The sequence below is a fragment of the Myxococcus sp. AS-1-15 genome (assembly GCF_020037055.1).
In the GTDB taxonomy this organism is placed as follows: Bacteria; Myxococcota; Myxococcia; order Myxococcales; family Myxococcaceae; genus Myxococcus; species Myxococcus fulvus.
Window position 1 is genome coordinate 1,274,132 of the sequence record NZ_JAIQDF010000001.1, and the last position, 21,743, is coordinate 1,295,874.

The following is a 21,743-nucleotide window of genomic DNA, read 5'->3' on the forward strand; positions in this document are numbered from 1 at the left end:
TCGGGCTTCGTACGTTTCCGGGGCCGCGGCACGCGGCGGCTCGTGTCCGGTGCGTTGGGCTCCAGGCACGTCCGCGCGTTTCGTATCGATTCGAGGCAGAAGGCTCGCCGCCCCTTGTTCCACACATGCAGTGCGTCGCGAGGGCCACGCCTGCGCGAGGCCTCGTGTCCCCTGGCCCGCGCGCTGGGCGGTGGCTCGAGGCGCCTGGCCTACCGGGCGCTGACGGTCCCGATGCTCTCGGCGCGGGGGAGCACGACGCTGAAGCGCGCGCCCTGACCCGGCTCTCCGCCGACCTCGAGCTTGCCGCCGTGCTCCTGGAGGATGCGCGCCGCGATGGCGAGCCCGAGCCCGGTGCCTCCATCTTTCGTGGTGAAGTACGGCTCGAAGATGCGGGCCCGGTGTTCGAGGGGAATGCCCGGCCCGCTGTCCTCGACCTCGATGAGCGCGTCGGTGTCCGTGCCCTTCACGCGCACGCGCAGGTTGCCGCCCTTGCCGGCCATGGCCTCCTCGGCGTTCTTCACCAGGTTGACCAGCACCTGCGTCAGCATGTCCCGGTCCACCCGCGCCACCACGCCCGTCTGCAGGACGGGAAGAATCTGGATGCCCTCGGGCGGCGTGGCGTAGAGCGCGAGCACGCTCTGCGCCAGCTCGGACAGGTCCACCGGCGCGAGCTGCGGCTTGGGCATCCGCGCGAACCGGCTGAACTCGTCGACGATGCGACGCAGCCGGTCCACCTCCTCCAGCACCACGCCCGCGCTCTCCTTGAAGAGCTCCGGGAAGCGCGGATGACGTGCCTCCTGCGCGGCGAGCAACGTCTCCAGCGACATGCGGATGGGCGTGAGCGGGTTCTTGATTTCATGCGCGAGCCGCCGCGCCACCTCCTGCCACGCGGCGATGCGCTCGCTGGCCACCAGTCGCTCCGTGGTGGCCTTCAGCTCGGACGTCATGTGGTTGAACGTCCGGACCAGCTCGCCCACCTCGCCCGTGGCATCCGCCGTCACCTGGACGTCCAGCGCGCCCTCGGCCACGCGGCGGGCGCCCTCCGTGAGTGCCTCCACGGGCCTCGTCATCCACCGGGACACCAGCAGTCCCAGGAGCACCGCGAACGCACCGCCCAGGCCCGCGAGCAGGACGAACGCGCGCATGACGCCTTCCTCGGCCTCGCGCGCGGCGGCGCGACTGAAGACCAGCCGCACCGTGGCCGTGTCCCCCAACGGCAGCTCCCGAGCCACCGTGGGCGGCAGCGCGGTGCCGGCGCGCGCCAGCTCGTTCTCTCCCGAGACCAGCGTGACCTGGGCCTGCGTCAGTCGCGCCAGGTGCTGCGCCAGGCTGTCATCGAGCAGCACGCCGCCCACGGCCCACAGGCGCAGGTCTCCGTAGTCGATGGGCCGCGCGGTGACGAGCGCGGGCATCTGCCGCAGCCCCGACGACGTGCGCACCTCCACGCGGACGGGGACGGGCTTGGGGGACGACTCGCGGGTGACGGCGAAGAGGACGGGGTCCGGGTCTCCGCGCCGCGCGGGCAGGTGGCCCGAGGAGAGCACCGTGCCTCCTCGGTCGAAGAGTGCGAGCACCGTCAGGCCGCGCGTCTTCATCAGCGCTTCCGCCGTGCCGGCCTGGATGGCGCGGGTGGGGCGCTCGCGCGCCTCGCGGGCGAGGTCCTCCATGGCGGGGCTCTCGACCAGCTCCTCCACCGCGCGGCGGGCCGTCGCGGCCGAGCGCTCCAGCGACTCCTTCGCGCTGAGGGTGGCCGCCTCCATGCGGGCATCCAGCTCGCGCGAGAGCGTGTCACGCAGGCGCGACAGCGTGGGGAGGACGACCACCGCGAGAGGAACCAACGCGAGCAGCGCGAAGGCGAGCGCCAGCCGGGTCCTCAGTCTCAAGAGTGGCTCCTCCAAGCGTGTGGCTCATCCACGCCACTCGGGCATCGCGACATGTGCATGGATGCCGTCCTATCGCGGAGCCCTCCGTGGGCAGCAGGACCGCCCCCATGCACGTCCGCGGAGCTCGGTTGCCGCGCACCTTCGCAATGTGGAGGTCGTGCCGAGCGCACCGATGGCCTCTCTGCGCGACGCGCTCGGTGGACTGGGGCAATGCGCCACCGCATGGCGGCTGCGCCGGCTCGCCGCTCACCCGCGCGGAGAGCCCATCGCGTCACGCTCACGGGCGCCCTCCCATGGAGGCCATTTCAGCGGGCAGCAGGAACGCGCCGTCGAGCGTCGGCAGGCCCTGCGTGTCCATCACCAGCCCGCCGACCTCCGGCATGGCGCGCACGCCCAGACCCTGTGCATACAGCGGCAGCAGGGGCAGCGTCGCGGCCAGCGCCAACGCACGCTCACGGGCCCTCGCGTCGCGCGCCGCCATGTCCGTCAGGGCGCCGATGGCGGGCAGCTCCACGCCGAGCAAGTCCTTGCGCCCACCCGCGTCCAGCACCACGGCCAGCGCGGGCCCCGGCGCGGGCGGCAGCATCAGCGCATGCAGCATCAGCTCGAAGTCGCCCTTGGCCCACCGCGCTCGCAGGGCCGCTCGAGACAAGGGCTCCAGGGCCACGGTGTAGCCCCGCTCATGCAGCTTCACCTGGATGCGCTCGGCCACCGCGCGCTGGTCCTCGAGCGCCGTGTCGTAGATGAGCGTCACCTTGCGAGACGGGCCCGAGGGAGGCGCCGTGGGCCGCGAGCGAGGACCTTGCGGCATCAGCGCGGGAGGCAGCAGGTGCGGCATGGGCACAGCGGGTCCATGCACGAACAGCCGCGTGAGGTCCTCGCGGTCGATGGAGCTCTCCACCGCCTGGCGGAAGTCGGCGGGGAGCCGACGGGGCGAGAACGCCAGGTACGTCGCGTACAGCATCGCGCCCGACACGGTGTCGGACTCGGACGAGACGCCCAGCTCCACCTGGACCTGTCGCGAGGACCACAGGCGCGCCAGTCCCCGCTCATCGGTGGCCGTGAGCAGCAGCCGGTCCAGGTACGGCCTCCCACGAGGCCAGCGGGTCTGCGCATCGAGCGCGCCGCGCCCCGCCGACGAGAACGGCCCCGCCGGAGTGCCAGACACGGGCGCGGCCAGCGCCGGATGGCACAGCGCGCGCTCCATGTCGGGCCAGGGGAACGACAGCGCCAGCTCCAGCGTGGCGTCGCTCGCGTTGACCTGTCGCCCCTCGCCCCGCAGCGGGTAGAGCAGCGCACGGTACGGCGAGGCGCCCTCCGCGCTGGACAGCCGCATCCACGCGCGAGCCAGCGCTCCGGCCGTGGCGGCGTTGGGCAGCGTCAGGCGCGAGACCTGCGGCGTGGGACGCGACATCTCCCGGGCGAGCGCGGGATGGGCCTCGCCCTCCGGCGTCACCGTGCACACGGGGCGCGACAGCAGGCCCAGCAACGTGGCCTCCAGCGGCGTGTCCGCGAGCGACGGCTCCCCGACCTCGGGCGGCCCCGCGTGGGCCATGCGCACCTCTCCGCCATAGCGCGTCCGCCCCGCCGCGAGCGAGGGCGAGGCGCCAAGGAGGACCAGACTGGCGAGCGCGAGACGCGGCGTCATGGGGCACCCTGGCGAAGGAGGAACAGCTCACCGGTGCCATCCGGCTTCAACAGGCCCACCACCACCTCCCGACGCGCATCGCCGTCCAGGTTGGCCGTCACCACGTACAGCGCGCGTCCTGGAGGCAGCGCCCCCTGCCACAGCGGCTCATGCACGGTGGGGTCGGCGCCATTGAGCGCGTGCACCCGCAGCGCATCCGGTGAGGGCTGCAACAAGGGCGACGTGGTGAGCAGCTCCGGAGTGCCGTCTCCATCCAGGTCCCCCAGCGCGCTGCCCGCTCCCAGTCCGCTCAACCGCGTGGGCGCTGTCCCCGCGCGCGAATAGAGCGAGCCCGTGCCATCCGGGTGCACGAACAACATCCTCGGGGACGCGAAGCCGGCGGTGGTGAAGGGCGCGGAGAGCGTCACGGGCTTGCCGTCCGCCAGCCTCACCTCGGCCTGGAACGCCGTCTGTCCGGGGACGAAGCTCCCGCGCTCGGCGGGGCCCAGCGGGGCACTGTCCAAGGTCCCCACGGGCCGCAGCGTCCCACGCCCCTTGTCGAGCACGAGCAGCTCACCCTGCGACCGCCGGGTGCTCCAGGCGGCGAGGCGGGGCGGCCCCGGAAGCACCGCCAGCGCGCCGAAGGGCTCTCGCGTGGGCGCATTCGAGAAGGGCAGGCCGTCCAGCTCGCGTCGAGCCAACAGGCGTCCGTCCGCGTCGAAGACGGAGACCTCCGCCTCTGTCAGCACCGCGATTTCATCCCGCCCATCACCATCCAGGTCGCCCGCGGCGAGCGCGGCGATGGGCTGCTCCAGTCGCGCCAGCACGGCGCCCAACAACCGCACACTCCGAACCCCCGCGGCGGGAGGCGTGGTCGCGGGAGCGCCCACCGAGGCCAGCGCGAGCACCTCCGCGTCCGCGTCCACAGACTCGACGAGCGCGCCCGAGGGCTTCGCCGGACGCGTCGGCACCCGGCCCGACCAGAAGTTCACCCACGTGCCCAGCGCATCGCCACGAGCCCGCAGGGCGCCAGCCTCCACATCCAGCGTCAGCCGCACCAGTGTGCGAGCACCCTGCGCCCGGGCCACGGACTCCGCGGCCTCGGCGCTCGGCGCATCCACCAGGACGGGGGCGAGGTTCGCCGAGGCGAGCCGTGAAGTGAGCACACTGCCCACCGCCCGCCGCAGCTCCGCCGAGCTTCCCGACAGGTACAGGCCCACGGGGGCTTCGGCGGGGAGCTTCCGCACGGCGGTGGCCAGCTCACCCGCGAGCCGCTGAACAGCGGATGTGCCCTCCGCGGAGGAAGACGCCGCGCCCGCCGCCACGAAGGACAGCGCGGGCCAGGCGCCCACGGCGGTAGCGCCCCCACCAGCAGATGCAGAGGCTGCTCCCTCGAACACCGACATGGCAGCGGGAGCCTCGGGCGGCAGCCTTCGCACGGCGGGGGCCAGCTCACCAACCGAGGCCGGAGCCGCGCCCGCCGCCAGCGAGGCCAGCAGCGGCGCGAGGACGAGAGTTCGGCTCACAGACCCTTCCTGCCGTCGTCGAGGAAGAACTCATCCGTCGTCACCTGTCCGGGCGGCGGCGCCTCGGCGGTGGGCTGCGTCCCCTCGAGGAACGGCTCCAGTCGCCCCGGCACGGACGAGCCGGCCAGCAGCCCCGTCGCGGGGTCGATGCGAACCTGGAGCACTCCAGGAGGCACCTCGAACTCGCGCGCGGGAAGTCCCTCGTGCGCCACGCGCATGAACTGCAACCAGATGGGCAGCGCGGCGCGACCACCCGTCTCACTGCCACCCAAGGGCGAGTTGTCGTCGAAGCCCACCCACGCGCTGGCCACCCAGTCCGCCGTGTAGCCGGAGAACCACGTGTCCTTGCTCTCCTGCGTGGTGCCCGTCTTGCCCGCGGCCGGACGGTTGAGCTCGCGCACCGCCTTGGCCGTGCCTTCCTCCACCACGCTGCGCATCAACGACGTGGTGAGGTACGCGACGGCCGGTGGCAGCGTCTCCTCGAACGCGGGCTGGTGGTCCTCCAGCAGCTTGCCGCGCGAGTCCCGCACGCGCAGCAGCATGAGCGGCTCGGCCAGCTTCCCGTTGGCCTGGAGCGTGGCGTACGCGTTCACCGCCTCCAGCATCGTCACCTCGCCCGTGCCCAGCGCCAGCGTGAGGTTCTCCGGCATCGCGGAGCGGATGCCCGCCCGGCGCGCGAAGTCGATGACGGTGGGCGGGGTGAGCGCCTCGATGAGCCGCACCGACACCGTGTTCTTCGACTTCGTGAGCGCCTGGCGCAGCGTCATCGGCCCCTCGAACTGGCGGTCATAGTTCTGCGGCCTCCACGCCTTGCCCGTGTACGGGTCGCGGATGGTCTCGGGGGCGTCGTTGACCTTGGAGAGCGGCGTGTAGCGTCCGCTCGCGAGCGCGGCGGCGTACAGGAACGGCTTGAAGGACGAGCCTGGCTGACGTCGGGCCTGCGTGGCGCGGTTGAACGACGAGCGCTCCGCGTCATACCCACCCACCAGCGCGACGACGTTGCGGTTGTCGGGGCGGATGACCACGAGGCCGCCCTGAACCACGGGCACCTGGTCCAGCGTCGCCTCCACGAAGGCTGGCGCGGGCGGGGCCTTCAGCACGCGCACGAAGACCAGCTGCCCCTTCTCGAACACGTCGCCAATCTTCTTCGGCGAGCCCTTGCCCTTCTGCCGCGCCCAGCTCACGCCCGGGAAGGCCACCTCCGCGGTGCGGCCCACCAGGTCCACGCGCGCCACGTTGCGCTTCTCGTCCAGCTCCGTCACGTAGCCCGTCAACCGCAGCCCTTCCTCCAGCGGCTTCAGGCGCACCGCGCGCACCAGCAGCTCCTCCTCGGACGGAGGCGCCTCGTCCTCGGGCGTCAGCTCCGGCCGCTGCTCCTCCGCGCCGTCCACGTCCGCCTCCGCGGTGGCCACCTCCTTGGGGGGCTCTCCCGGCGCGGTGACGCGCGCCAGGGGCTCCAGGTCCGCGACATAGCCCTGGTCCTTCTGCCGACGTCCGGCCTCCTCGATGCGGGTGAGCACCATGGCCCGAAGCCGCGTCCACTGCGCGTCCTCCAGCGTGCCCTTGGGACCGCGGTAGCCCTGGCGACGGTCCACCGCCTCCAGGCCCTCGCGCACCGCCTGCTCGGCGGCGACCTGGAGCCTGGGCACCATGGCGATGTCCACCCGCAGGCCCCCCTGCATCACCGCGTGCTCGCCGTAGCGCTCGATGAGCGTGCGGCGAATCTCCTCCGCGTAGTACGGGCCCACGGCCTGCTCCGGACGCGGCGCCAGGACGATGGGCTTCTCCAGCTCCTCGTCCACCACCTTGCGCGGCACGAAGCCCTGCGCGGCCATCTGCCCCAGCACATAGCGCTGGCGCGACTTCGCCCGCGTCATGTTCGTCACCGGGTTGATGCGGTGGGGAATCTGCACCGTGCCCGCCAGCACCGCCGCCTCGCCCACGCTCAAATCCTTGGCGCGCTTGCCAAAATAATAGAGCGCGGCCTCCTCCACGCCGTAGCGGCGCTGCCCGTAGTAGGACTGGTTGATGTAGAGGCTGAGGATCTGGTCCTTGGTGAGCGCCTCCTCGACGCGCGGGGTGAGGATCCACTCGCGAATCTTGCGCGACAGCTTGCGCTCGGGGGACAGCAGCAGGTTCTTCACCACCTGCTGGGTGATGGTGGACGCGCCGGACTTGCGGCTGCCGGGGATGAGGTTCTTGATGGCCGCGCGGAGGATGCCGAACGGGTCCAGGCCCACGTGCTTGTAGAAGTCCGCGTCCTCGGCGGCGAGGAATGCGTCGCGCACGTGCGGAGGCAGGTCCTGCACGCGCACCACGGTGCGCTTCTCGTAGGCATACTCGGCGCACACCTTGCCGTCCGCGCACGTCACCTTGGTGACCTGCGGCAGCTCGTACGTGCGCAGCGCGTCCACCGAGGGCAAATCCCGGCTGTAGTAGACGTACGCGCCCACGCACACGAGCAGGACCAGGACGAGCCCCACCACGCCGGTGATGAAGAGCCGCTTCGTCCACTTCCAGAGGCGCGCCCCCAGCCCGGGGCGGGGCGGTTCGGGCGCGGTCGGCGGCGTGGAGGGCTGCGGGGCTTCGGGCGGAGTGGGCATCACAGGGGCCAGGGTCATGTGCTTCTCGACGGGGGCCGCACGTTAGACCGATGGGCCGGCGGCGGGAACCGGCCCGACGCCCGCCTGGAGGTCGGTCTCCAGGCGGGGAGGCACTAATGCGGCTCGGGCAGGGGTGAAAGGGCTTCCGGCGTCCGGGTGTCGCTCGGGGCCAGGTCCGCCCGGGCGACGCGGTTCATCCGGTCCGCGTTGACGCGCGCCTGGACGTAGCGGGGCGACAGTCGGGTGGCCTGGGCATAGGCGCCCCGGGCCTCCTCCTTGCGGCCCAGCCGCTCCCAGGCCACGCCCAGGTTGTTGTGCACGTACGCGACGTGGGGCAGCAGCTCCGCCGCCCGCGCGAGCACCTCCGCGGCCTTCGCGTCCTCTCCCGCGCGCAGGTAGGCGAAGCCCAGGTTGTTGAGCGCGTAGCCGTGCTCCGGCTCCAGGTGCACCGCCTGCTGGAAGCGGAGGATGGCGGGGGACAGCTCGCCCGAGGCCAGGTGGGCCCGGCCGAGCACCTGGTAGCCCTCCGCGTCCTCCGGCGCGCGCACCACCGCCTCCTCGCCCACGCGCACTGCCTCCGCGTGGCGCCCCAGGGACACCAGCAGGCGGGCCTGCTGGATGAGCGCGCCGGCCTCCTCGGGCATCAGGCTCCCCAGCCGCGCGTAGGCCACGAGCGCCAGCTCCGACTGGCCCTGCAGCCGCGCCAGCCGGGCCGTCGTCATCAGCGCCTCCGTGTCGGATGGCTCATCGTGCAGCGCGCGGCGCACCTCGGTGAGCGCGCCGGACACATCCCCCAGCTCCCTGAGCGCGCGGGCGCGGCCCAGGTGGTCCACGCGGCGGGTGTGCTCGTGCGGCAGGGCCAGGGCGTCCTCGACCGCCACGCGCGGCGCGGGCGTGGACGGGAGCTCCTCGGCGGCCGGGAGGGTGGCCGGGATGGGCAGGGGCGCCTCGGCGAACGCCGGCGCGAGGTCCACGGGGATGACCGCATCGCGGGTGCGCGCGTGCTCGGCCAGGGCCAGCCAGGGGCGCAGCGTGGCGGGCAGGGGGACGTCGGTCCACGCGGCCAGGCCCAGGGCGGCGAGGCAGGAAGGCACCAGGGCCTTCTTGAGCGTGGGCGGCAGGGCGAAACCCAGGGTGCGGCGGGAGGTCTTCTTCGTCCTCGGGCTCATGGCGACCTCGACTCCAGGCGGGGCGTCCGGGAAGGGCGCTCCGGGAGGACACCTGTGGGCGTCCTCCCACCCGGAGTCATTGCGATGCGCGTGCCAGGGCCCTTGCCCCGGAGCATGGGACGGGGTGTGGCCGCGTAGCCGCACGAGGAGGGGAAAAGCGTGGCGGGGGCGTGGGTGCCGTGCGACGGTGCCCGCGATGAAAATCGCGACCTGGAACGTGAACTCGGTACGGGCCCGGCAGGAGCGCCTGCTCGAGTGGCTGAAGAGCGCGCAGCCGGACGTGGTATGCTTGCAGGAGCTCAAGTGCACCGAGGCGGACTTCCCGCTGGAGGCCGTGCGCGACGCCGGCTACCACGCGGCCCTCCACGGGCAGAAGACCTACAACGGCGTGGCCATCCTGGCGAAGGAGGAGCCGCGCGACGTGGTCAAGGGGCTGTCGGACGGCGTGGATGACACGCACGCGCGCCTCATCGCCGCGACGGTGAAGGGCATCCGCGTGGTGAGCGCGTACGCGCCCAACGGGCAGTCGGTGGACTCGCCCCAGTACGAGTACAAGCTCGAGTGGTACGGCCGGCTGCGCCGCTACCTGGACACGCGCCACCAGCCGGACGAGCCGCTGGTGCTCGGCGGTGACTGGAACGTCGCGCCCGAGGACATCGACACCTACGACCCGAAGCTGTGGGAAGGGCAGACGCTCTTCACGCTCAAGGAGCGCGACGCGCTCCAGCGCCTGCGTGCCTTCGGCCTGACGGATGCGTACCGCAAGCTGCACCCCGACACGCAGCGCTTCTCATGGTGGGACTACCGCAACCTCGGCTTCCCGAAGAACCTGGGCCTGCGCATCGACCACCTCTACGTGTCGGCGCCGCTGGTGCCCAGGCTGGCGGGCGCGGACACGGACCGCGACGCGCGCAAGGGCAAGCAGCCCTCGGACCACGCGCCGGTGTGGCTGGAGCTCCAGGATTGAAGCGGGTGGGGGACATCATGATGACGCGACGATGGATGGCGTATGTGGGGCTGAGCCTGTTCCTGGCGGGTTGCTCCGTGCGGCGGATGCCACCCGTCGCGCCGGAGCCGGTGCCGCCGCATGAGCTGTACCTCCTGTCCTCCTCGGTGCTGAAGGAGGAGCGGCGCATCACCGTCTACCTGCCGCCCGGCTACGAGACGGCGAAGGACGCTCGCTTCCCGGTGCTGTACATGCCCGACGGTGGGCTCCAGGAGGACTTCCCGCACGTCGCCTCCGCGGTGGACGCCGCCATCCGCGCGGGGGAGATGCGGCCGCTCATCGTCGTGGGCATCGAGAACACGGTGCGCAGGCGCGACATGACGGGGCCCACCGAGCTCGCGAGTGACCGGGAGCTCATCCCTGTCTCGGGTGGCTCGGCGGCGTTCCGCGCGTTCATCCGCGACGAGCTGCTCCCCGACATCTCCCGGCGCTATCGGGTGACCGAGGAGCGGGCCATCATCGGCGAGTCGGCCGCGGGCCTGTTCATCATGGAGACCTTCTTCCTCCAGCCCGAGCTGTTCGACACGTACCTGGCGCTGAGTCCGAGCCTCTGGTGGAACGGCGAGGCGCTGGTGAAGCAGGCCGGGACGTTCTTCGCGCAGCACCCGTCGCTGCGCGCGCGGCTGTATGTCTCCTCCGCGAACGAGACGGAGGACATCGTCCCGGCGGTGGCGCGGCTGAACGACATCCTCCAGGCGAGCGCACCCGCCGGGCTGACGTGGGAGGTGGAGCCCCGACCGGACCTGCGTCACGACAACATCTACCGCTCCACCGCGCCCGCCCTGCTGCGCAAGTGGCTGCCCCCGGTGAACACGGCCGGGGACGCACGGTAGGCCACGGGCCTGGGTTCGCCGTAGAGTCGGAGGGCCATGTCCGTCCTCCGACTCGACTGTACGAAGTGCGACCGGACGTATGCGCCGGGCGCCGTGCTGAACCTGTGCACCACCTGCGACGCGCCGCTGTTCGCGCGCTATGACCTGGAGCGCGCGGCGAAGACGCTGCGCCGCGAGGCCCTGGCGACGCGGGAGCGCTCCATGTGGCGCTACCACGAGGTGCTGCCCGTGGCGGACCCCGCTCAGCGACTCAGCCTGGGCGAGGGCTGGACGCCGCTGCTTGCGACGCCCCGGCTGTCGGCGCGGCTGGGGATGAAGCAGGTCTGGGTGAAGGACGAGAGCGGCAACCCCACCGGCTCGTTCAAGGCGCGCGGCCTGTCGGCGGCGGTGTCGATGGCGAAGGTGCTGGGAGCGAAGGCGGTGTGTCTGCCCTCGGCGGGCAACGCGGGGAGTGCGCTGGCGGCGTACGCGGCGCGCGGTGGCCTGGAGGCGCATGTCTTCGTGCCTCGCGACATCGCGAGCCTCTTCCTCCTGGAGACGCGGGCCTATGGCGCGCACGTCGAGACGGTGGACGGGCTCATCACGGACGCGGGGAAGGTGTGCGCGGGGCTGGCTCGCGAGCATGGGTGGTACGAGTGCGCCACGTTGAAGGAGCCCTACCGCGTGGAGGGCAAGAAGACGATGGGCTACGAGGTCGCGGAGCAGCTCGGCTGGACGCTGCCCGACGTCATCCTGTACCCGACGGGCGGCGGCACCGGGCTCATCGGCATGTGGAAGGCGTTCGAGGAGATGGAGGCGATGGGCCTCATCGACTCGAAGCGGCCGAGGATGGTGGCGGTGCAGGCGGAGGGCTGCGCGCCCATCGTGAAGGCCCACGAGGAGGGCAGGCCCGATGCGCCGATGTGGCAGGGCGCGACGACGCATGCGCACGGCCTTCGCGTACCCAAGGCCCTGGGCGACTTCCTCATCCTGCGCGCGGTGAAGGAGAGCGGGGGGACGGCGGTCTCCGTCACGGAGGCCGAAATCGTCCAGGGGACGAAGGACCTGGCCTCGGCCGAGGGGCTCTTCGCGGCGCCGGAGGGCGGCGCCTGCGTGGCCGCGCTGCGCAAGCTCCATGCGTCCGGGCAGGTGACTCCCGAGGAGTCCGTGGTGGTCTTCAACACGGGCACGGGATTCAAGTACGTGGAGAACATGGCGCCGCTCTGGTGAAGGGCGTGGCAAGGCGCGGCGCGCCATGCGCGTGGGTGTCCTCCCTGGCGCAAGGACCGCTCGGGCCCGCGCTCCCGGAGGGCGCATGCTGGGGCTCGCGGTGGCTCACCGGCCCGCGGATGAGAGACGAAGTGTTCGTGGAGCCCGTGGGCTCCTGTGTTGGATGGGAAGCATCGCCCGCTGTGTTCGCTGCCCCTGACCGAGGACCTGCTGATGACGCGTTCGAGGAACCCCTCCGCCCGGAGTCGGAACCGCGAAGGAGGCGCCGTGAAGATGCCGACGAGGAGGTCTCAGGTCCGCTCGCCGCGAGAGCCCTCGCTGCGTTGGCTCGTGGTGGTGATGTGCCTGGGGCTCGTGGCTTGTGTGGCGCCCCGGAGCGTGGCGCCAGCGGGTGAGGCCACGGCGACGGGGCCCATCGCCCACGTGTCCACGGATGGGCGGGTGCGCTCGCGTCCGGGCCCGGTGTCGGACGTGTCCGCGGCGGTCGGGGAGCAACCGCTGGGGCTGGGAGGCGCGCGTGACGGGCTCGTGTACGTGCCTCGCACCTATCGTCCGGAGCAGCCCGCGCCGCTGATGCTGTTGCTGCACGGCGCGAAGGGGAACGCGCGGCAGATGCTGCAGGCGCTGGCGCCCGTCGCGGAGTCGGAGGGATTCCTGCTGGTGATTCCGGAGTCGCGCGGCGTGACGTGGGACCACAAGCTGGCCACGGGCGGCGCGGACCTGGACTTCATCGACATGGCGCTCGCGCGGGTCTTCTCCCGCTACGCGGTGGCGCCCGAGCATGTCAGCGTCTCCGGGTTCTCGGATGGCGCGTCCTATGCGTTGTCGCTGGGCATCCTGAACGGTGACGTGTTCTCCCGCATCGTGGCCTTCGCGCCGGGCTTCGTGGACGCGGCGGAGCCTCGCGGTGTGCCGCGCGTGTTCATCGCCCACGGCGACGCCGACCAGGCCATCCCCGTGGAGGAGGGGCGCCGCATCGGCGCGGAGCTGCGCTCGGCGGGCTTCGACGTGCGGTTCCACGAGTTCACCGGAGGCCACTCGATTCCGGCCGACGTCGCACAGGCCGCCGCGCGGTGGCTTCGTGAACCGAACCCACCGGCGGACAGCCCCGCGTCAGGCGCGGTGCCGTAAGCCTCAGCGCCAGGGGAGCCGGTCGAGGATGCCGTCCTTGACGCGCTCGAGCGGCTCCGTGACGGTGTCCCAGACCTTCTTCCCGGCGTCCTTCACGCCGTCGACCACCGCGTCCTTGACCTCGTTCCACTTGCCCGTGGCCTTGGAGAAGTCCCAGTTCGGGTCTCCCTTGCCCGCGCGCATCTGCTTCACCGCCTCGTCGAGATACGCGGTGTGGTCCTTGCCGCTCTCTCCGATGAAGGGGCGCTTGCCGTCGAAGTAGCCCTGCTTGTACGCGTCCTGGATGAGCTCGCCCTGCTGCTCGGGGTTGAGGTCCGCCCACTTCTTGCCGGAGTCGATGCCCTTCTCCCAGTCGTAGCCCTGGCCCGCGCCCTGCGCGACCAGCGCCTTGGCCGCGTAGTCCGCGCTATAGCGGCTCACCTCCCGTCGAGAGCCCATGACGACACCCCCTCCCGAGTCGCTCCCGTTCCCGGACAGCCTCTGCCATCGCTGCGCCGCGCCACCGCGCTACGTCCAGTCACGGACCTCGGTGTTCATCATGTGCCCGCTGTTGCCGGGGAAGTACCCGCCGCAGCCGGTGCGGGCTTGCGCGCTCTTCCGCCCCGCGGCGCTGGCGGGTGTGAAGGATTGAACTGGAGCGAGGGCAGGAGAGGGAACGTGCCCTCGTCGCGAGGAGCAGGCGGCAAGACAGGGTGATTGCGAGGTGCGCTGGCCGTCCCCAACTGAGGCGCGCAGTGCAGTCACTGAGGGGGAGAGACTGGATGGTCGCCAAGAAGAGCTCGCGCGCTACGTCGCGCACCCGTGGGATGCCCAAGAAGCGGATGGTTTCTCGTACGCGCATGTCGAAGCCTCGACGTGCCACCACCACGCCCCGGCGTCGCGTGGCGTCCGGGGCGCGTGCCTCGACGAGCAGCCGGTACACCCGGCCCGCGCTGAGGGAGCGCCTCAAGAAGCGCCTCATGGCGGGGACGCGAGGCGGGCGCGCGGGACAGTGGAGTGCGCGCAAGGCCCAGCTGCTGGCCGCAGAATACGTGAAGGCCGGCGGTGGATATCGCGGACGGAAGGCCACGAGCCAGAAGTCGCTCACGACGTGGACGCGCGAGGCCTGGCAGACGAGCACCGGTGGCACGCGTGCGCGCCGCGGCGCGACGACGGCGCGCTATCTGCCGAAGAAGGCGTGGTCACGGCTCAGCGCGCGTCAGAAGCAGGCCACGGAGCGCCGCAAGCGCACGGCCTCGCGGAGAGGTCGGCAGTACGTGGCGAACACGCCCGCCGCGCGTCGTGCTCGCAAGACGGCGACGCGGCGGTAGGCGTACCGGCTCCCCGTCGCGCTCGCGTTGTGGCGGCGCGGCGGTGAGGGACTACGTCACCCGCCGTGCTCGCACCTCACGGCGGGTGACCCGCTCGGGCTCCCTGGGACAGGGGCGCCCGGTGGCGCGCCGCCATTCGCTCGTCGAAGAACTCCTCGTAGGTCATCATGGGGCGCTTGGATGATGCGCACGCAGGTGCGGCGCATACGCCTCGGAGTCCGGCACCCCAATCATCAGCCGAGCCACCCGGACGGCCTGCCGCCAGCCACGTCGCGGCACCTCCACCCAGGTCGTCATCTCAGGGCCCCTCCACCGCCGTCACGGGGACGTAGGGCGTCTCGTTCGCCGTGGGTGTCGCCGAGCGCCGGGCCGCGAGCGCGGAGCGCTCCCCGAACGCCACCGTCGCCAGCAGCAACATGAAGGAGACGGTGAGCCCGGCATCCAGGTCGTCGTTGGAGAAGCTCCGCCGTATCTCCTCCATCCCTCGAAGGGTACGCCGTCACTTCCTCGTAGTGGCGCGCCTTGAGCAGCCGGCTCACCAGCTCGCTGGCGCAGACGACGGCCTTCTTCGCCTCCGACCTGGAGCGCCGCCGCGCGCAGGGCCTGCATGCCGCTGGAGCAGATGCCATGCAGTGACGCCACCTCACACGCGGGGCCACCCAGCGCGCGGCGCACCTGGCTGGCGAAGCCCGGCAGTACCCGGTCGCCCTGGGGGACGCCGTGACGAGCAGGTCCATCTCTCCCAGGGTGATGGGCGAGCGCGACAGCGCATCCTGGACGGCGTTCGCCGCGAGGTCCCAGTTGCACAGCACGGTGCGCTGCTCGCGGTCGAGGGCGTAGTGGCGCTGGGTGATGCCGTTCTGGACGAGGACACGGGCGCGGGCCCGGGAGGGCTTGCCCCGGACCTTGCCGAGGTCGTCCTCCATCTGGTCGTGGGGATGGGCTCGCCCGGGAGGAACTTCCCCAGGCTGGTGATGAAGACGTCGTGGGCCATGCGCCGACCGTAGGCCGTCCGCCCGAGCCACTTCCCCGGGAGGGAAATGACCCGCGGGAATCTTTCGCGCCCCTCTTGTGGTGAGCCATCCCGGCAAACACAAACTTCGCGCGCCCAGCCGCAGGCGGGGGGCTACCGCTTCTGGACGTGGACGACCTTGTTGATGATCTTCCAGCCCCCGTCCGTCTTGATGACGGTGAGGTAGTCCGTCATGAAGGCGCCCGGGTAGTCGAGCTCGACCTTGGCCACGCCCACGTCGCCGGTGACGTCCAGGCTGACCAGCCGGCGCTTGCGCTTCGCTTCGTCGTCGGCGGGCTTCCCGCTGACGCCGGCCAGGTACTCGGCGGCCGTCCTGCGCACGAGCACGCCGTCCCGGTTGAGGAACATCTTCATCTCGTCGTGCATCGCCTCGCGGAAGGGGGCCACCTGGCCCGTCGCGTGACCCTCCAGATACAGCTCCACCGCGCGCCGGGCGCCCACCACGTCCTGCGTGCTCGCGGGGGTTCCACGCGCGCTCCCGGAAGCGAGCACGCCTCCCACGAGGACCGCGCCCACCGCGACTGCGCTTCTGAAGTGCTGCTTCATGGCTTTGTGCCTCCAAGGTCCTCGGTACGTCGGTGCTCTTGGTAGCGCGCCCCTGGAGGGCCGTGTGACGTCCTCTTCGGACGGTGGCGGGAGTCGCCGAGCGGCCCAGGGCGTCGGTGAGTGGCACGGCCGTGACGCGGGCCTGGGCAGGAGAGCGTCCCGGAAAACCCGCTTCGTGGCGCCGGCCCGGAGGACGAGCGGGCGCCACGGCGGCGGCAGCGTGCTTCGCGAGTCGCGGTTCCCCAGCGTGTTTCGCATAGAGTGCCCTCGGCGAGTGCCGATGCCGGGGAATGCGAAGGACGGGAGACGCATGGACTGCGACTGGCTCATCATCGGCTCGGGCTTCGGCGGCAGCGTCAGCGCGCTGCGGTTGACCGAGAAGGGCTACCGCGTGGTGATGCTGGAGAAGGGGCGGCGGCTGGCTCCCTCCGACTTCCCGAAGACGAACTGGAACCTGAAGCGCTGGATGTGGATGCCCCAGCTCGGCTGGCGGGGCCTGTTCCAGATGAGCTTCTTCCGCCACGTCACGGTGCTGTCCGGCGTGGGCGTGGGAGGCGGCTCGCTCGTCTACGCCAACACGCTCCCCATCCCGAAGGACGACTTCTTCCAGGCCTCCTCGTGGGGACACCTGGCCTCCTGGAAGGACGAACTGACGCCGCACTACGCCACCGCGCGCAAGATGCTCGGCGCGACCACCAACCCGCGCGGCACCGTGGCGGACCGGGTACTCGAACAGGTGGGCCAGGAGCTGGGCCGCCCGGGCTTCGAGCCGTCCACCGTCGCCGTGTACTTCGGTGAGCCGGGCGTCACGGTGAAGGACCCGTACTTCGGCGGAGAGGGCCCCGAGCGCACCGGCTGCACGTCCTGCGGCGGGTGCATGCTCGGCTGTCGCCACGGCGCGAAGAACACGCTGGACCGCAACTACCTCTACCTCGCGGAGAAGCGCGGCCTGACGCTGCACGCGGACACGGAGGCCACGTGGGTGCGGCCCCTGCCGGACGGTGGCTACGAGGTGGAGGCGAAGAAGGGCGCCGGCCTCTTCGGACGCGAGACCCTGCGCCTCACCGCGAAGAACGTCATCTTCGCTGGAGGCGTGCTGGGCTCGCTGTCGCTGCTGCTGCGGCTCAAGGAGCACAAGGACGGACTGCCCCGGCTGTCGGACCGGCTGGGCGACGGCGTGCGCACCAACTCCGAGGCGCTCATCGGCATCGTGAGCGGTCGCCCGGAGCACGACTTGTCGAAGGGCATCGCCATCGGCTCCATCCTGCACACCGACGAGCGCTCGCACCTGGAGCCCGTGCGCTTCTCGGAGGGCTCCGGCTTCTTCCGCCTGCTGATGGCGCCGCAGGTGCCCGGCAAGTCGATGCTGGGTCGGATGGCGCGGCTGGTGGGCCTGCTCGCGCGCCACCCGCTGCGCTTCCTCAAGGCGTGGTTCGTCCCGGACTTCGCCAAGCGCACGCTGATCCTGCTCTACATGCGCACGCTGGAGGGGCACCTGCGCATGCGGCGCGGTCGGCTGCTGAAGAACGGGCTGTCCACCGGGCTGCAGTCCGGCCCCGCGCCCACGTCCAACATGCCCGAGGCGTTCGACCTGGCGCGCCGCGTGGCGGACAAGCTGGACGGCTATCCGATGACGATGGTGAGCGAGACGGTGCTGGGCATCCCGACGACCGCGCACATCCTCGGCGGCTGCTGCATGGGAGACTCGGCGGCGACGGGCGTCATCGACCATCGCCACCGGCTCTTCGGCTACGAGGGACTGTACGTGGTGGACGGCTCGGCCATCTCCGCCAACCCGGGCGTCAATCCCTCGCTGACCATCACCGCGCTGGCCGAGCGAGCCATGACCTTCATCCCCCACGCGCGGACCGGGGAAGACGAAGCGCCGCGACCCGCCCGGCTGTCGTCCTGAGTCCGTGCGCTACAGGCGGACCTGGAGCTCGTAGCGGCGGTTCTTCGCCTTCTTCGCCTCGGTGTTGTCCGGCTTCACCAGGGGACGGTCGGAGCCGAGGCCCACGGCGACGATTTCACCGCGGGGGATGCCCCGGGCGACCAGCTCCTTGACGATGACCTCCGCGCGCTGCTCGCTGAGCTTCTTGTTCTTCGCCGCGTCGCCCGTCGAGTCGGTGTGACCGGAGACCTCGAACTTGTAGCTCTTCACCCCGCCGGCGGTGAGCTGCTTCTTGGCGTCGATGAGGGCGTTGGTCAGCTTCTTGAGCTTGTCCTCGCAGCCGGCGGCCAGCTCCGCGGTGCCCGTCTTGAAGCTGCACTGGTTCTTCTGGCCCTCCTCGAGGAGCTTGGCGTTGACGCGCTTCTCGACGGTGGACTTGCCCGCGTCACCCGCGGCCTTCTTGAGGTTGTCGAAGGGGCTCTGCGCGGCGGCCACACCCGGGAGGGCCAACAGCGACACGGCGATGCACAACGCCTTGAGCTTCATACGGTGAGACTCCTTGGGTTCCGCTGGAGGAGGGAACCGGGCGCAGGCTGCCCAGGGCACGCGCGTCCGTCCAGCGTCACGAGGCCCGGCGAGCGACCCGGGCGCCGTCCGCTCGCCGGGTGGGACAACGGCGCCGTGCCCACCCGTCCCATGAAACTTGCCTCCGCGTACGGGCGGAGCAGCATGCTCCCGTCGTCCTTCTCCAAGGGACGGCAGCGAGGCACTTTCAGTGGGCGGCAGAAGTCGGACGGAGCGGTGGCAGCGGTTCTTGTCGGGACACCGGGTGGGCTCGGAGCCGAAGCCCGTGGAGGCGCGGGTGGAGAAGGCGCCCGAGGGTGAGGTGTCCCTGCCGCTGGATGAGCGCACGCCGTTCGACGTCGACTACGACCGCATCGTCTTCTCCAGCGAGTTCCGTTGCCTGCACGACAAGACGCAGGTCTTCCCGCTGTCGACGAGCGACTACACGCGCACGCGGTTGACCCACAGCATCGAGGCGTCGTGTGTGGGGCGCTCGTTGGGACAGCTGGCGGGGCTGGGGCTGAAGTCGCAGGGGGTGAAGGTGGAGCCCTCGCACCTGGGGACCATCGTCGCGGCGGCGTGCCTGGCGCACGACATCGGCAACCCGCCTTTCGGCCACTCGGGCGAGGCGGCCATCCAGCATTGGGTGTCGCAGCGGTTGGCGAAGCCGGGTGAGACGCTCGCGGGCAAGCCGAGCCCCTTCACGAAGGCGGAGGAGTGGAGGGATTTGGAGAGCTTCGAGGGCAACGCGCAGGGCTTCCGCATCCTCAACCGGCTCCAGTCGCGCGAGCGGCGGGGCGGGCTGCGCTACACCGCGGCGACGCTGGGGGCGATGAGCAAGTACCCTCGGCCGTCGGTGCTCCCAGGCGGACGCGAGGCGAACAAGGCGCGCGTGTCGGAGAAGAAGTTCGGTTACTTCCAGGACGACCACGTGCTGGCGCTGGAGACCTACCGTGCCGCGGGGCTGCCCGAGCGCGAGGAGGGCGTCTTCTCCCGCCACCCGCTGGCCTTCCTCGTCGAGGCGGCGGACGACATCTGCTACGCGGTCATCGACCTGGAGGACTCCGCGAAGCTGGGGCTGGTGCCGATGGATGTGGCCTGTGAGCTGTTGGACCAGGTGCTGCCTCCCCCGGAGAAGTCGACGCGATTGCCACCCGCGCACCTGGAGACGCGCCTGGCGCAGGCGCGCGCGCGGGTGATTGGCGTGCTCATCCAGGCGAGCGTCCGCGTGTTCCTGGAGCACGTGGAGCAGATGGAGGAGGGCGAGTGGGAGAAGCCGCTCGTCTCCGCGCGAGACGACATCCGCGGGCCGCTCGACGCCATCAAGAAGCTGACGCGTCGCAAGGGCTACGAGAGTGAGCGCGTGCTGCAGATCGAGAGCGCCGGCTTCAAGACGCTCGGCGGCCTGCTGGACATGTTCGCGCAGGCGGTGGTGACGGACACGCCCAACCGGGAGGAGAGGAAGCTGCGGCAGCTGCTGCCCCTGGAGCTGTTCCAGCGGCCGGACAAGCCGCTGACCAGCGAGGACATCGGTGACGCGCTCGCGCGGCTGTCCATGTACCAGCGGCTCTTGTGCGTCACGGACTACATCTCCGGGATGACGGACGGCTTCGCGGTGGCGCTGTACCAGCGGCTGTCCGGCATCAAGCTGCCGACCTAGCGGGGTGCCCGGTGCCGCTCAGGCGTGCAGCCCTTCCGAAGGAGCGCTCGTGCGCGCCTGCCGTCCCCGTCGCTCCATCAGGGCGAGCGAGTCGTCGATGGCCAGGATGTTCCCCGACGGGTCCCTGAACCACGCCGACTTGAAGTCGCCCATGGTCGCGATGCCGTTCTTCGTCTGGATGCCCATCTCGGGGATGTCGTATTCCTCGAGCTTCACGCCCGCCTGTCGCAGCTCGTCCACGGTGGCCTCCACGTCCTCCACGGCGAAGGAGCACGCAGTGGCGGTGGAGCCGGACGGTGACGAGCGCTCGTAGACGAGGAGGAAGGACTCACCGCCCACGCGGTACATGGCCGCGCCCTCCTCGGAGATCTCCTTGACCTCGTCGAACCCGAGCACCTCGCCGTAGAAGCGCCGGGCCGCCTTCAGGTCCGTCACCGCCAGCGTGGGCACCGCCTTCGTTCTTCCCAGTCCCATGTGTCAGTCCTCCTCGGAGGACAAGTGGGCACCGGCCGGGCGACTCGCAAGCGAGGGTGCGTCGCGGCTGCCGCCTCCCGGCTCGCGTGGATGGACATGGGTGGCGCGGTGCGACTCCGCTAGACTCGGGGCACCGTGACGCCGATGGAAGAGACACCTGCCCCCCTGTGGCGGCGAGCGCTGGGGCTCGTCGCGGTCTGGAGCGTGCCGGGGACGCTGTCCGCGCTGGAGACGTACTTCTTCAGCCTGTCGTCGCCCCGGCCGATGGAGCCGTGGCGCGCGTTCCTGTCGCAGCTTCCCGGCTGGTATGTGTGGGTGCCCGCCACGCCGTGGGTCTTCGCGCTGGCGCGGCGGCTGCCGCTGGGGCGGCCGTTCCGCGCGGGGGCCTGGGCGGGGCACGTGCTGGCGTGCCTGGGCGTGAGCGGGCTGTTCGCGCTCGTGTACACGGTGTGCCAGCGGGCCTTCGGCGCGGGAATGGGAGGCGCGTCCTTCGGGGGGATGCTGGCGCGCTATGCGCTGGGCTGGTTGCCGATGATGGCGATGACGTACGTCGCGACGGTGGGGGTGGCGCAGTCACTCGCGGCCCGGCGGCGTGAGCGTGAGCGGGAGCGGCAGGCCGCGGCGCTCGCCGTCGAGCTGGCGGAGGCCCGGCTCCAGGCGCTCCAGGTGCAGCTCCATCCTCATTTCCTGTTCAACACCCTGAACGCCATCGTCGTGCTGGTGCGGGATGGGGAGAAGGACACGGCCGCGAGGATGCTGGTGCTGCTAGGGGACATCCTGCGCCGGCTGCTCCAGCAGGGCGCGACGCAGGAGGTGTCCCTCCGGGACGAGCTGTCGGTGCTGGAGCGGTACCTGGAGATACAGCGGCTGCGCTTCCAGGACCGGCTGCGGGTGGACTGGGATGTGGACGAGGCGTTGATGGACGCGCGGGTGCCGCACCTGGTGCTCCAGCCGCTGGTGGAGAACGCCATCCGGCACGGTGTGTCGGCCCGCACGGCGGCGGGAGCGCTGCGCATCCGGGCCCGGCGCCACGGCGAGGCGCTGGAGCTGATGGTGGCGGATGACGGTCCGGGGTTGCCTGTCGGCTTCGATATGGAGAGAAGCCCGGGTATCGGGCTGTCCAACACCCGGGCGCGGCTGTCCCAACTCTACGGGGCGGCGGGGCGAGTCAGCGTGGCGGTGTCGCCGGAGGGCGTGGGGACCGTGGCCACCGTGTGGCTGCCCTTCCAGCGCGAGGACGCTCCTTCAGGGCGGGGGGCCGCGCATGGCTGAGCTCAG

20 protein-coding genes are annotated in these 21,743 nt (G+C 71.4%); 9 read left to right on the plus strand and 11 right to left on the minus strand.

Annotated elements, in window-relative coordinates; all coding sequences use genetic code 11:
- Positions 1-209 precede the first annotated feature (209 nt).
- The 5 genes from K8625_RS05245 to K8625_RS05265 all read right to left on the minus strand — a co-directional run bounded on the left by K8625_RS05245 (position 210) and on the right by K8625_RS05265 (position 8,808).
- Positions 210-1,883 (minus strand): ATP-binding protein, encoded by a 1,674-nt coding sequence (locus K8625_RS05245; protein WP_223781999.1) that lies wholly within the window; start codon positions 1,881-1,883, stop codon positions 210-212.
- A gap of 277 nt (positions 1,884-2,160) precedes the next feature.
- Entirely contained in the window at positions 2,161-3,531 is a 1,371-nt protein-coding gene (locus K8625_RS05250) for a peptide ABC transporter substrate-binding protein (protein WP_223782000.1), read from the minus strand.
- Positions 3,528-4,916, minus strand: coding sequence for a VCBS repeat-containing protein (locus tag K8625_RS05255; RefSeq protein ID WP_255665497.1), 1,389 nt, complete (start codon positions 4,914-4,916; stop codon positions 3,528-3,530). The genes K8625_RS05250 and K8625_RS05255 overlap by 4 nt, the downstream gene beginning before the upstream one ends.
- Positions 4,917-5,032: 116 nt before the next feature.
- Positions 5,033-7,657, minus strand: a complete 2,625-nt coding sequence (locus K8625_RS05260; RefSeq protein WP_223782002.1) for a penicillin-binding protein 1A — start codon at positions 7,655-7,657, stop codon at positions 5,033-5,035.
- A 95-nt stretch (positions 7,658-7,752) separates the two neighbouring features.
- On the minus strand, positions 7,753-8,808 hold the full coding sequence (locus tag K8625_RS05265) for a tetratricopeptide repeat protein (protein ID WP_223782003.1): 1,056 nt from the start codon (positions 8,806-8,808) through the stop codon (positions 7,753-7,755).
- 196 nt (positions 8,809-9,004) lie between these two features.
- Between K8625_RS05265 and xth the strand changes: the two genes are divergently transcribed.
- The 4 genes from xth to K8625_RS05285 all read left to right on the plus strand — a co-directional run bounded on the left by xth (position 9,005) and on the right by K8625_RS05285 (position 12,987).
- Positions 9,005-9,775, plus strand: a complete 771-nt coding sequence (xth, locus tag K8625_RS05270) for an exodeoxyribonuclease III (protein ID WP_141325594.1) — start codon at positions 9,005-9,007, stop codon at positions 9,773-9,775.
- A gap of 20 nt (positions 9,776-9,795) precedes the next feature.
- Positions 9,796-10,647, plus strand: a complete 852-nt coding sequence (locus K8625_RS05275) for an alpha/beta hydrolase (protein WP_141325605.1) — start codon at positions 9,796-9,798, stop codon at positions 10,645-10,647.
- A gap of 36 nt (positions 10,648-10,683) precedes the next feature.
- Positions 10,684-11,856 (plus strand): threonine synthase, encoded by a 1,173-nt coding sequence (locus K8625_RS05280; protein ID WP_223745471.1) that lies wholly within the window; start codon positions 10,684-10,686, stop codon positions 11,854-11,856.
- A gap of 273 nt (positions 11,857-12,129) precedes the next feature.
- The gene (locus K8625_RS05285) at positions 12,130-12,987 is read left to right on the plus strand and encodes an alpha/beta hydrolase (RefSeq protein WP_223745857.1); all 858 of its coding nucleotides are present in this window, start codon (positions 12,130-12,132) and stop codon (positions 12,985-12,987) included.
- A gap of 3 nt (positions 12,988-12,990) precedes the next feature.
- On the opposite strand, the gene K8625_RS05290 is transcribed toward K8625_RS05285, so the two are convergent.
- Positions 12,991-13,425 carry a hypothetical protein gene (locus tag K8625_RS05290; protein WP_223745472.1) on the minus strand — a complete coding sequence of 145 codons (435 nt, stop codon included), beginning with the start codon at positions 13,423-13,425 and terminating at the stop codon, positions 12,991-12,993.
- Between K8625_RS05290 and K8625_RS05295 the strand changes: the two genes are divergently transcribed.
- Together K8625_RS05295 and K8625_RS05300 are read left to right on the plus strand one after the other, a co-directional pair.
- On the plus strand, positions 13,424-13,618 hold the full coding sequence (locus K8625_RS05295; protein ID WP_223745473.1) for a hypothetical protein: 195 nt from the start codon (positions 13,424-13,426) through the stop codon (positions 13,616-13,618). The two genes, K8625_RS05290 and K8625_RS05295, sit on opposite strands and share 2 nt — an antisense overlap.
- 208 nt (positions 13,619-13,826) lie before the next feature.
- Positions 13,827-14,297, plus strand: coding sequence for a hypothetical protein (locus K8625_RS05300; RefSeq protein ID WP_223745474.1), 471 nt, complete (start codon positions 13,827-13,829; stop codon positions 14,295-14,297).
- 165 nt (positions 14,298-14,462) lie between these two features.
- Here the strand turns inward: K8625_RS05300 and K8625_RS44385 are convergent, their stop codons facing one another.
- The 3 genes from K8625_RS44385 to K8625_RS05315 form a co-directional block, all read right to left on the minus strand.
- On the minus strand, positions 14,463-14,594 hold the full coding sequence (locus K8625_RS44385) for a CstA-like transporter-associated (seleno)protein (protein WP_267700114.1): 132 nt from the start codon (positions 14,592-14,594) through the stop codon (positions 14,463-14,465).
- 1 nt (position 14,595) lies between these two features.
- Positions 14,596-14,778: a hypothetical protein gene (locus tag K8625_RS05310; protein WP_223782004.1), complete on the minus strand. Its 183-nt coding sequence runs from the start codon at positions 14,776-14,778 to the stop codon at positions 14,596-14,598.
- Positions 14,779-15,423: 645 nt separating this feature from the next.
- A complete protein-coding gene (locus K8625_RS05315) occupies positions 15,424-15,876 on the minus strand; it encodes a nuclear transport factor 2 family protein (RefSeq protein WP_194869192.1) in 453 nt (150 codons plus the stop codon).
- Between the two features lie 310 nt (positions 15,877-16,186).
- On the opposite strand from K8625_RS05315, the gene K8625_RS05320 reads away from it, so the two are divergent.
- Positions 16,187-17,788: a GMC oxidoreductase gene (locus K8625_RS05320; protein WP_223745476.1), complete on the plus strand. Its 1,602-nt coding sequence runs from the start codon at positions 16,187-16,189 to the stop codon at positions 17,786-17,788.
- Positions 17,789-17,797: 9 nt separating this feature from the next.
- Here the strand turns inward: K8625_RS05320 and K8625_RS05325 are convergent, their stop codons facing one another.
- A complete protein-coding gene (locus K8625_RS05325; protein WP_141325585.1) occupies positions 17,798-18,313 on the minus strand; it encodes an OmpA family protein in 516 nt (171 codons plus the stop codon).
- A 283-nt stretch (positions 18,314-18,596) separates the two neighbouring features.
- Here K8625_RS05325 and dgt point away from each other — a divergent pair, with 283 nt between their 5' ends.
- Positions 18,597-19,991, plus strand: coding sequence for a dGTP triphosphohydrolase (gene dgt / locus K8625_RS05330; RefSeq protein WP_370640308.1), 1,395 nt, complete (start codon positions 18,597-18,599; stop codon positions 19,989-19,991).
- An 18-nt stretch (positions 19,992-20,009) separates the two neighbouring features.
- On the opposite strand, the gene K8625_RS05335 is transcribed toward dgt, so the two are convergent.
- Positions 20,010-20,465: a VOC family protein gene (locus K8625_RS05335; RefSeq protein WP_223782005.1), complete on the minus strand. Its 456-nt coding sequence runs from the start codon at positions 20,463-20,465 to the stop codon at positions 20,010-20,012.
- 144 nt (positions 20,466-20,609) lie between these two features.
- On the opposite strand from K8625_RS05335, the gene K8625_RS44110 reads away from it, so the two are divergent.
- Positions 20,610-21,737: a sensor histidine kinase gene (locus tag K8625_RS44110; protein WP_305070861.1), complete on the plus strand. Its 1,128-nt coding sequence runs from the start codon at positions 20,610-20,612 to the stop codon at positions 21,735-21,737.
- The last annotated feature ends 6 nt before the right edge of the window (positions 21,738-21,743 follow it).

Coding starts and splice junctions, on each gene's coding strand:
- K8625_RS05250 (WP_223782000.1), bottom strand. CDS start 3,531: ATGACGCCGCGTCTCGCGCTCGCCAGTCTGGTCCTCCTTGGCGCCTCG.
- K8625_RS05255 (WP_255665497.1), bottom strand. CDS start 4,916: ATGTCGGTGTTCGAGGGAGCAGCCTCTGCATCTGCTGGTGGGGGCGCT.
- K8625_RS05260 (WP_223782002.1), bottom strand. CDS start 7,657: ATGACCCTGGCCCCTGTGATGCCCACTCCGCCCGAAGCCCCGCAGCCC.
- K8625_RS05265 (WP_223782003.1), bottom strand. CDS start 8,808: ATGAGCCCGAGGACGAAGAAGACCTCCCGCCGCACCCTGGGTTTCGCC.
- xth (WP_141325594.1), top strand. CDS start 9,005: ATGAAAATCGCGACCTGGAACGTGAACTCGGTACGGGCCCGGCAGGAG.
- K8625_RS05275 (WP_141325605.1), top strand. CDS start 9,796: ATGACGCGACGATGGATGGCGTATGTGGGGCTGAGCCTGTTCCTGGCG.
- K8625_RS05280 (WP_223745471.1), top strand. CDS start 10,684: ATGTCCGTCCTCCGACTCGACTGTACGAAGTGCGACCGGACGTATGCG.
- K8625_RS05285 (WP_223745857.1), top strand. CDS start 12,130: ATGCCGACGAGGAGGTCTCAGGTCCGCTCGCCGCGAGAGCCCTCGCTG.
- K8625_RS05295 (WP_223745473.1), top strand. CDS start 13,424: ATGACGACACCCCCTCCCGAGTCGCTCCCGTTCCCGGACAGCCTCTGC.
- K8625_RS05290 (WP_223745472.1), bottom strand. CDS start 13,425: ATGGGCTCTCGACGGGAGGTGAGCCGCTATAGCGCGGACTACGCGGCC.
- K8625_RS05300 (WP_223745474.1), top strand. CDS start 13,827: ATGTCGAAGCCTCGACGTGCCACCACCACGCCCCGGCGTCGCGTGGCG.
- K8625_RS44385 (WP_267700114.1), bottom strand. CDS start 14,594: ATGACGACCTGGGTGGAGGTGCCGCGACGTGGCTGGCGGCAGGCCGTC.
- K8625_RS05310 (WP_223782004.1), bottom strand. CDS start 14,778: ATGGAGGAGATACGGCGGAGCTTCTCCAACGACGACCTGGATGCCGGG.
- K8625_RS05315 (WP_194869192.1), bottom strand. CDS start 15,876: ATGAAGCAGCACTTCAGAAGCGCAGTCGCGGTGGGCGCGGTCCTCGTG.
- K8625_RS05320 (WP_223745476.1), top strand. CDS start 16,187: ATGGACTGCGACTGGCTCATCATCGGCTCGGGCTTCGGCGGCAGCGTC.
- K8625_RS05325 (WP_141325585.1), bottom strand. CDS start 18,313: ATGAAGCTCAAGGCGTTGTGCATCGCCGTGTCGCTGTTGGCCCTCCCG.
- K8625_RS05335 (WP_223782005.1), bottom strand. CDS start 20,465: ATGGGACTGGGAAGAACGAAGGCGGTGCCCACGCTGGCGGTGACGGAC.
- K8625_RS44110 (WP_305070861.1), top strand. CDS start 20,610: ATGGAAGAGACACCTGCCCCCCTGTGGCGGCGAGCGCTGGGGCTCGTC.